The 8,091-nt window shown below is 70.6% G+C and carries 8 protein-coding genes; 2 read left to right on the top strand and 6 right to left on the bottom strand.

Annotated features, from left to right (window positions below; genetic code table 11):
* Both ACE3Q3_RS06955 and ACE3Q3_RS06950 read left to right on the top strand, forming a co-directional pair.
* On the top strand, positions 1-544 hold a 544-nt coding region (locus ACE3Q3_RS06955), incomplete at its 5' end, for a DNA cytosine methyltransferase (protein WP_374443891.1).
* 12 nt (positions 545-556) lie between these two features.
* On the top strand, positions 557-1,018 hold the full coding sequence (locus ACE3Q3_RS06950; protein ID WP_374443889.1) for a very short patch repair endonuclease: 462 nt from the start codon (positions 557-559) through the stop codon (positions 1,016-1,018).
* 305 nt (positions 1,019-1,323) lie between these two features.
* Here ACE3Q3_RS06950 and guaA read toward each other — a convergent pair whose 3' ends face one another.
* The 6 genes from guaA to ACE3Q3_RS06920 all read right to left on the bottom strand — a co-directional run bounded on the left by guaA (position 1,324) and on the right by ACE3Q3_RS06920 (position 8,024).
* Entirely contained in the window at positions 1,324-2,871 is a 1,548-nt protein-coding gene (gene guaA / locus ACE3Q3_RS06945) for a glutamine-hydrolyzing GMP synthase (protein ID WP_374443887.1), read from the bottom strand.
* Entirely contained in the window at positions 2,868-3,410 is a 543-nt protein-coding gene (locus ACE3Q3_RS06940; protein ID WP_374443884.1) for an N-acetyltransferase family protein, read from the bottom strand. The genes guaA and ACE3Q3_RS06940 overlap by 4 nt, the downstream gene beginning before the upstream one ends.
* Complete coding sequence (locus tag ACE3Q3_RS06935) at positions 3,407-4,717, bottom strand: RsmB/NOP family class I SAM-dependent RNA methyltransferase (RefSeq protein WP_374443881.1); 1,311 nt, start codon at positions 4,715-4,717, stop codon at positions 3,407-3,409. Before ACE3Q3_RS06935 ends, ACE3Q3_RS06940 begins: the two co-directional genes overlap by 4 nt.
* A 12-nt stretch (positions 4,718-4,729) precedes the next feature.
* Entirely contained in the window at positions 4,730-6,190 is a 1,461-nt protein-coding gene (gene guaB / locus ACE3Q3_RS06930; RefSeq protein ID WP_374443879.1) for an IMP dehydrogenase, read from the bottom strand.
* 74 nt (positions 6,191-6,264) lie between these two features.
* Positions 6,265-7,008, bottom strand: coding sequence for an RlmE family RNA methyltransferase (locus ACE3Q3_RS06925; RefSeq protein WP_374443876.1), 744 nt, complete (start codon positions 7,006-7,008; stop codon positions 6,265-6,267).
* Complete coding sequence (locus ACE3Q3_RS06920; RefSeq protein WP_374443874.1) at positions 7,005-8,024, bottom strand: Ppx/GppA phosphatase family protein; 1,020 nt, start codon at positions 8,022-8,024, stop codon at positions 7,005-7,007. The genes ACE3Q3_RS06925 and ACE3Q3_RS06920 overlap by 4 nt, the downstream gene beginning before the upstream one ends.
* Between the last annotated feature and the right edge of the window lie 67 nt (positions 8,025-8,091).

Here is an 8,091-nt window from a genome sequence, read left to right as displayed (position 1 = left end):
GGTACCGGACGCGGACCCGAATTCGATGGTGACGACCGTGGCCGACGCGATCGGCCACCTCCCCCCGATTTCCGCTGGCGAGACCCACCCGGACATTCCCAACCACAGAGCGCGTGCGCTGAGCGAGCTGAACCTCAGGCGCCTCGCGTCCGCCTCGCCGGGCGAGTCCAACGCCTACATGGCGAACACGGAGTTCGGCGACCTGAGCCTCGACTGCCACCGCAAGGTCAACGCTCGCCTGAACGACCGCTGCTTCTCGGATGTGTACACGCGGATGCACCCCGAACGGCCTTCCCCGACCATCACGACGAAGTGCCATTCCATCTCCAACGGTAGGTTCGGGCACTACAACCCCGACCAAGTGCGCGGCATCTCGCTGCGCGAGGCCGCCATCCTCCAGTCGTTCCCCGACGACTACGTGTTCTATCCGACCGAACAGATCGAGCCCGTCGCCCGCATGATCGGAAACGCGGTTCCACCCCGCCTCGCCCGGTATTTCGCCACCTACCTGGTCAACTCGCTGGAGGCGAGCGGGGCACGCTAGCGGCGGCCGGGCATGGACATCTTCGACCGCCAGAAGAGAAGCGAGGTCATGTCCCGAGTGCGGGGCAAGGACACCAAGCCGGAGATGCGGGTCCGCTCCTACTTGCATGCTGCCGGCCTCCGGTACGTCCTCCACGACAAGAAGCTGGCGGGCAGGCCGGACCTGAGCTTCCCGTCCCGCAGGGTCGCCGTATTCGTGCACGGCTGCTTCTGGCACGGCCATGAGGGATGCAAGAGGGCCACCATCCCAGCGACGCGATCGGAGTTCTGGCAGGCGAAGATCGAGGGCAACAGGCAACGCGACCTGCGGGATCGGGAGGCCCTGGAAGCTCTTGGGTGGCAGGTGCGCGTTCTCTGGCAATGCTCGATTGCGGACGCCGCTTTGGGCGACTTAGCCTTCGAGATTGCCAACCTTCCACGGAAGGAAAAAACGAGCCATAGGCACCGCAGCATCATATTGAAAAATCCGCCCTGAAGGCGGATTCTCAAGGACGATCCGGTGTGGACGGCCTTCTCAATGACCTTGAATCCGGGTTTATACATTTCATGAAACACGAAGCATGACTTAGCGAATATGACGTGCTCCCCTGAGTTCCGGCCAGGGAATAGTTAGATCCTTCTGTACAGAGATGGTAATCTGCTAACAGTGCCGCTCCGCTAGCGGTTGTAGTTGGTTTGACGAGAGCCGAAGTCCGCCAGCGGCTCAGCGACTACTAACCGAGCACGGTCGTTGAGGAAATCATTGGATTAGAACGAAATTCTGAAGAGGCGGCTGCCCCCTCACTCCCACTCGATCGTCCCCGGCGGCTTCGAGGTCACGTCGTAGGCGACCCGGTTGATGCCCCGCACCTCGTTGATGATGCGGGTCGCGACGCGCGACAGGAACTCGTGGCTGAAGGGGTAGGAGTCGGCCGTCATGCCGTCGGTCGAGGTGACGGCGCGGAGCGCCAGCGCGTAATCGTAGGTGCGGCCGTCGCCCATGACGCCGACGGTGCGGACGGGCAGGATCACCGCGAAGGCCTGCCAGATGGCGTCGTAGAGGCCGGCGGCGCGGATTTCCTCCAGATAGATGCGGTCGGCGCGGCGCAGCAGGTCGAGCTTCTCGGGCGTCACCTCGCCGGGGCAGCGGATGGCGAGGCCGGGGCCGGGGAACGGGTGGCGGCCGACCATGCTGTCGGGCATGCCGAGCTCGCGGCCGAGTGCGCGCACCTCGTCCTTGAAGAGCTCGCGCAAGGGCTCGACCAGCTTCATCTTCATGCGCGCCGGCAGGCCGCCGACATTGTGGTGCGACTTGATCGTGACCGACGGGCCGCCGGTGAAGGAGACGCTCTCGATGACGTCGGGATAGAGGGTGCCCTGGGCGAGGAAGTCGGCGCCGCCGATCTTCTTCGCCTCCGCCTCGAAGACGTCGATGAAGAGGCCGCCGATGGTCTTGCGCTTGACCTCGGGGTCGGTCACCCCGGCGAGCCGGCCGAGGAAGAGCGCGCCCGCATCGGCATGGACGAGCGGGATGTTGTAGTGGCCGCGGAAGAGCTCGACCACTTCGTCCGCCTCGCCCCAGCGCAGGAGGCCGGTGTCGACGAAGATGCAGGTGAGCTGGTCGCCGATCGCCTCGTGGATGAGGAGCGCCGCCACCGCGCTGTCGACGCCGCCCGAAAGCCCGCAGATCACCCGCTCGCTGCCGACCTGGGCGCGGATGCGCTCGACCGCCTGGGCGCGGAAGGCCGCCATCGTCCAGTCCCCGGTGCAGCCGGCGACGCCGTGGGTGAAGTTGCGGAGAAGCTGGGCGCCGTGCGGGGTATGCACCACCTCGGGATGGAACATGGTGCCGTAGAAGCGGCGCGCGTCGTCGGCGATGACGGCAAAGGGCGCCCCCTCGCTGGTCGCGACCGCCCGGAACCCGGGCGGCAGGCGGATGACGCGGTCGCCGTGGCTCATCCACACCTGCTCGCGGGCCCCCTTGACCCAGGTGTCGGTGAAGAGCGTGCAGTCGTCCTTGACGTCGACGAAGGCGCGGCCGAACTCGCGATGGTCGGAGGCCTCGACCTCGCCGCCGAGCTGGGCGCACATCGTCTGCTGGCCGTAGCAGATGCCGAGGATCGGCACGCCCATGCCGAAGATCTCCTGCGGCGCCCGCGGCGTCGCCGCCTCCAGCACCGAGGCCGGGCCGCCCGACAGGATGATCGCCTTCGGCGCCATCTCGCGGATGCGCGCGAACGGCATCGAGAAGGGATGGATCTCGCAATAGACGCCGCTCTCGCGCACCCGGCGGGCGATGAGCTGGGTCACCTGGGAGCCGAAATCGAGGATCAGCACGCGGTCGGTCATGGCGCAGCTCCGGCTAGGGTGGCGGACAGTCGGGGCAGGTCCGGCCAGTGATAGGCGATCTCGTCCACCGGGCGCCCGCCGACATGCAGCCGGCGGATGTCGCCGGCGCTGCCGCCCAGGCGTTCGTAGAAGGCGCGCGCCGGCCCGTTCTCGACCAGCACGCGGATGACGAGGCGGGCATGCACGGGCGCGAGACGCCGGGCCATGGCCGCGAGCAGCCGCCGCCCCAGGCCCCGCCGCTGGTGCGTCGCCAGCACGTAGAGGGTGAAGATCTCGGCCTCGCCCGCCGCCTCGCCCGGGCCGGCATGGGCGAATCCCACCACCGGCTCGCGCGGCAGCGACCCGTCCTCGGCGACCAGCGTCACATGGCCCGGCCGCTCGATCGACGCCGTCCAGCCGGCGGCGATGCGGATGTCGTTCAGATGGTCGAGATAGGCGTCGGGGAAGATCCCGGCATAGGCGGTCCGCCAGGTCGCGACCTGGACACGCGCGATCGCCGCCGCGTCGTCGCCCTCGGCCGGCCGGATCGCCACCGTCACGCCCGCCGCTCCAGAAGTGCGGCGAAGAACCCGTCGGTGCCGTGGCAGGCCGGCGTCAGGCGGAGGAACGGCCCGTCCCCGGCCGGGCACGGCAGGCCCGCCGGCCAGGCGTCCGCCGCCGGCACGACCTGGAACTCGGGATGGCCGGCGAGGAAGCGCTCGACCTGGCGCTCGTTCTCGTCCGGGAGGATCGAGCAGGTGGCATAGGCGAGCCGGCCGCCCGGCTTCACCAGCCGGCAGCAGCTCTCCAGGATGCGGGCCTGGAGGTCGGTGAGCTCGACGATGTCGGTCTCGGTCAGGCGCCAGCGCCCGTCGGGATTGCGCCGCCAGGTGCCGGTGCCGGTGCAGGGGGCGTCCGCCAGCACCCGGTCGAAGCCGGCGGCATGGCGCTTCACCCACTTGTCGCGTTCGCTTTCCAGCACCCGGCGCTCGACATTGTGGACGCCCGCCCGGCGCAGGCGCTGCGTCGCCCCCTCGAGCCGCCGGGCCGAGGTGTCGCAGGCGACGATCTGGCCCTTGTTGGCCATGCCGGCGGCGATCGCCAGCGTCTTGCCGCCGGCGCCGGCGCAGAAATCGACGACCCGCATCCCGGCCGCGGCGCCGAGCAGGATCGCCACCAGCTGCGAGCCCTCGTCCTGGACCTCGACCAGGCCGCTCTTCCAGGCGCCCACGGTCTGCAGCGCCACCCGCTTGTCGAGCCGGAGGCCCTGCGGCGACAGCTTCGTCGGCTCGGCCCGGATGCCGTCGCGCGCCAGCGCCGCCACCGCCTCGTCGCGGGTGCCGGCCAGCAGGTTGACGCGGAGATCGAGCGGCGCCGGCCGGTCGAGCGCCGCCATCTCCCGGCCGACGCGGTCGCCGAAGGCCTCGGCCAGCCGCGGGTGCAGCCATTCGGGATAGTTGCCGGCGACCCAGGGCGGCTGGTCGGGATGGTCGACCGGCTGGCCCGCCAGGGCCGTGGCGATCCCCTGCTCGTCGGGATCGAGCCGCCGCGGGTGATAGGCGCCGCCGTCGAAGAGGTGCGCCACCTCCTTCGCATCGGCACCGCGGTCGAGGAGCAGCAGCCCCAGCATCCGCGCCCGCGTCGTCCCGCCGACGCGGCCCCAGCCGCGCCGCGCGATCCACCAGTCGATCTGGCCGCGGCGGCGGAGATAGGCGTAGACGGTCTCGGCGATGGCCGCGCGGTCCTTGGCGCCGATGAAGCGGCGGCTGCGGAAATGCTCGGCAAGCAGGGCGTCGGTCGGGGTGCGAGACCCTTCGATGCGGTCGACGAGTTCGATCGCGGCGGCGATGCGGGCGGCTGGGGTCAATCCTGCTCCGTTCTACATCGGCCGGTAGTTCGGCGCCTCGCGGGTGATGGTGACGTCGTGGACGTGGCTCTCGCGCAGGCCGGCGTTGGAAATCCGGAGGAAGCGGCAGTTGCGGTGCATGTCGGGGATCGAGCGGCTGCCGGTATAGCCCATCGCCGCCTTGAGGCCGCCGACCAGCTGGTGCAGCACGTTGCCGGCCGGGCCCTTGTAGGGCACCTGCCCTTCCACGCCCTCGGGCACCAGCTTCAGGGTCTGCTGCACCTCCTGCTGGAAGTAGCGGTCGGCCGAACCGCGCGCCATCGCCCCGATCGAGCCCATGCCGCGGTAGGACTTGTAGGAGCGGCCCTGGTAGAGGAAGACCTCGCCCGGCGCCTCGTCGGTGCCGGCCAGCAGCGCGCCGACCATGGCGCACTCGGCCCCCGCCGCGATCGCCTTGGCGAAGTCGCCCGAATACTTGATGCCGCCGTCGGCGATGACCGGGATGTTCTCCTTCCGGCAGACCTCGACGGCGTCCAGGATCGCGGTCAGCTGCGGCACGCCGACCCCGGCGACCATCCGCGTCGTGCAGATCGAGCCCGGGCCGATGCCGACCTTGACCGCGTCGGCGCCGGCGTCGAGCAGCGCCTTGGCGCCTTCGGCCGTCGCGATGTTGCCGGCGATGAGCTGGGTGTAGTTCGAGAGCTTGCGGATGCGCTCGACCGCCCGGATGACGCCCTCGGAATGGCCGTGGGCGGTGTCGACGACGAGCGCGTCGACGCCGGCGTCGAACAGCGCCTCGGCCCGCGCCACCCCGTCCTCGCCGGTGCCGGTGGCGGCGGCGACGCGCAGGCGGCCCTTCTCGTCCTTGGACGCGTTCGGGTGCTTGGCCGCCTTGTCCATGTCCTTGACGGTGATGAGGCCGATGCAGCGGTTCTCGCCGTCGACGACCAGCAGCTTCTCCAGCCGGTTGACGTGGAGGAGGCGGCGCGCCTCCTCGCGGGTCACGCCCTCGGTGACGGTGACGAGCCGGTCCTTGGTCATCAGTTCCGAGACGCGCTGGCCGGGGTTGCTGGCGAACCGCACGTCGCGGTTGGTCAGGATGCCGACCAGCCGCTTGCTGCCCGGCTCGACCACCGGGAAGCCCGAGATCTTGTGGTCGGCCATCAGCCGCAGCGCGTCGGCCAGCGTCTCGTCCGGGCCGATGGTCACCGGGTTGACCACCATGCCGGCCTCGAACTTCTTGACCTTGCGGACCTCGTCCGCCTGCGCCTCGATGCCGAGATTCTTGTGGATGACGCCGATGCCGCCGGCCTGCGCCATGATGATGGCCATGCCCGACTCGGTGACCGTGTCCATCGCGGCGGACACCAGCGGAATGCCGAGCTCGATGCTGCGGGTCAGGCGGGTGCGGGTGTCGGCCTGGCCGGGAAGGACGGACGACGCGGCTGGGACGAGGAGAACATCGTCGAATGTGAGTGCATCGCGGATGTCCATGCCGCCTCCCGTCCCCGGATGAGGCGGCGCATCATACACATCGGCCTTGCGAAGGAAAGCGCGTCCCGCGCAGTTCAGCCATGCTCGCCGCGGAAACCTCGGGCGATGACGTAGACTTCGGCCGAGTCGGCGCGGCTGGCCGGCGGCTTGAGGTGGCGGACGTCGGCGAAGTCGCGCTTGAGGGCGGTCAGCAGCGTCCCCTCGGTCCCGCCCTGGAAGACCTTGCAGACGAAGCCGCCGCCCGGCTTCAGGACCTCGCGGGCGAAGGCGTGCGCGGCCTCGGCCAGGCCGATGATCCGCAGATGGTCGGTCGGCGCATGGCCGGTGGCCGACGCCGCCATGTCGCTCAGCACCAGGTCGGCGCCGCCGCCCATGGCTTCGCGCAGGCGGGCCGGCGCCCCCTCGTCGAGGAAATCCATCTCGATCGTCTCGGCCCCGGGGATCGCCGCCATCGGCAGGATGTCGAGGGCGACGACCCGGCCGCCCTTCACCCGGTCGACCACGACCTGGGTCCAGCCGCCGGGCGCGGCGCCGAGATCGACCACCGTCATGCCCGGGCGGAGCAGCCGCAGCTTGTCGTCGAGTTCGATCAGCTTGAAGGCGGCACGCGAGCGGAAGCCGCGGCGCCGCGCCTCGGCGACGTAGGGGTCGTTGAGCTGGCGCGTCAGCCAGCGCTGCTGCGAGGTGGTGCGGCCCTGGGCACGGACGCGGACCGCCGGGTCGCGGGTGCCGCGGCCAGAGGAGCCGCGCGTCGTCGTGCCGCCGCCGCCGGCGCCGCCGCCACGACCGCCCCGCCCGCCCCTGCGCTCCGCGCTCACGACGCGATCCGGTGCCGGCGGCCGTTGCGCGCCATCAGCCCGTAGAGGATGCCCTCGCGGACGCCGCGGTCGGCGACCCGGAGGCGCGGGCATGGCCAGCGCTCGGTGATGGCGGACAGGATGGCACAGCCGGCGAGCACGAGATCGGCACGCTCCGGCCCGATGCAGGGATGGGCGGCACGGCCGGCATAGTCCATGTCGAGCAGGCGCCGCGACGCGGCGTCGACCGAGGTGCGGTCGAGCACGATGCCGTCGACCAGGCCGCGGTTGTAGCGCGGCAGGCCGAGATGGACCCCGGCGAGCGTGGTGACCGTGCCGGAACTGCCCAGCATCTGCATCCGGCCGTCGCCGATCCAGGCGGAGATGCCGTGCGCATCGTCGAAGCGCTCCAGCGCCGCCGCCGCCTCGTCGCGCATGGCACAGTAGAGATCGGGCGAGACCTCGCGCCCGCCATAGCGGTCGGCCAGCGTCACCACTCCCATCGGCAGCGACGAATAGCCCAGCATCACCGGCTCGCGGCCGTCGAGCCCGACCCACAGGAGCTCCGTCGAACCGCCGCCGATGTCGAAGAGGAGCGCCCGGACGGCCAGCGGATCGAGCAGGGGCGTGCAGCCCGCCAGCACCAGCCGGGCCTCCTCGGCGGCGCTGATGGTCTCCACCTCGAGCCCGGTCTCCGCCCGGACGCGGTCGAGGAAGAGGCCGCAATTGCCGGCCTGCCGGCACGCCTCGGTCGCGACCGCCCGCAGGTGGTCGACCCGGCGCGCCCGGACCTTCTGGGCGCAGACGGCGAGCGCGGCGATGGTGCGGTCCATCGCCGCCTCGGACAGTTCGCCCGAACGCGCCAACCCCTCGCCCAGACGGACGATGCGGGAAAAAGCATCCAGGACCCGGAACCCTCCGGAGGCCGGGCGCGCGATCAGGAGACGGCAGTTGTTCGTCCCGAGATCGAGCGCGGCGTAGACGACGGAATGCGCGGGCGGACGCGTCAGGGGTAGCGTTGCGGTTGACACGGTCACGTGCGGCCACGATATCCGAGGCGGCTCCCGTCCGAAAGAGCGGTCGGAAACTCTTCCCTGGCCGGAA

Origin of the sequence: Allostella sp. (genome assembly GCF_041913585.1) — a bacterium.
Taxonomy (GTDB): Bacteria; Pseudomonadota; Alphaproteobacteria; order ATCC43930; family Allostellaceae; genus Allostella.
Note: the sequence above shows the minus strand (reverse complement) of the source record. Positions and strands in the feature narration are given on the sequence as shown.

Excerpts from the sequence above, each read along its gene's own strand:
- ACE3Q3_RS06950 (WP_374443889.1), top strand. The coding sequence starts at position 557 with ATGGACATCTTCGACCGCCAGAAGAGAAGCGAGGTCATGTCCCGAGTG.
- guaA (WP_374443887.1), bottom strand. The coding sequence starts at position 2,871 with ATGACCGACCGCGTGCTGATCCTCGATTTCGGCTCCCAGGTGACCCAG.
- guaB (WP_374443879.1), bottom strand. The coding sequence starts at position 6,190 with ATGGACATCCGCGATGCACTCACATTCGACGATGTTCTCCTCGTCCCA.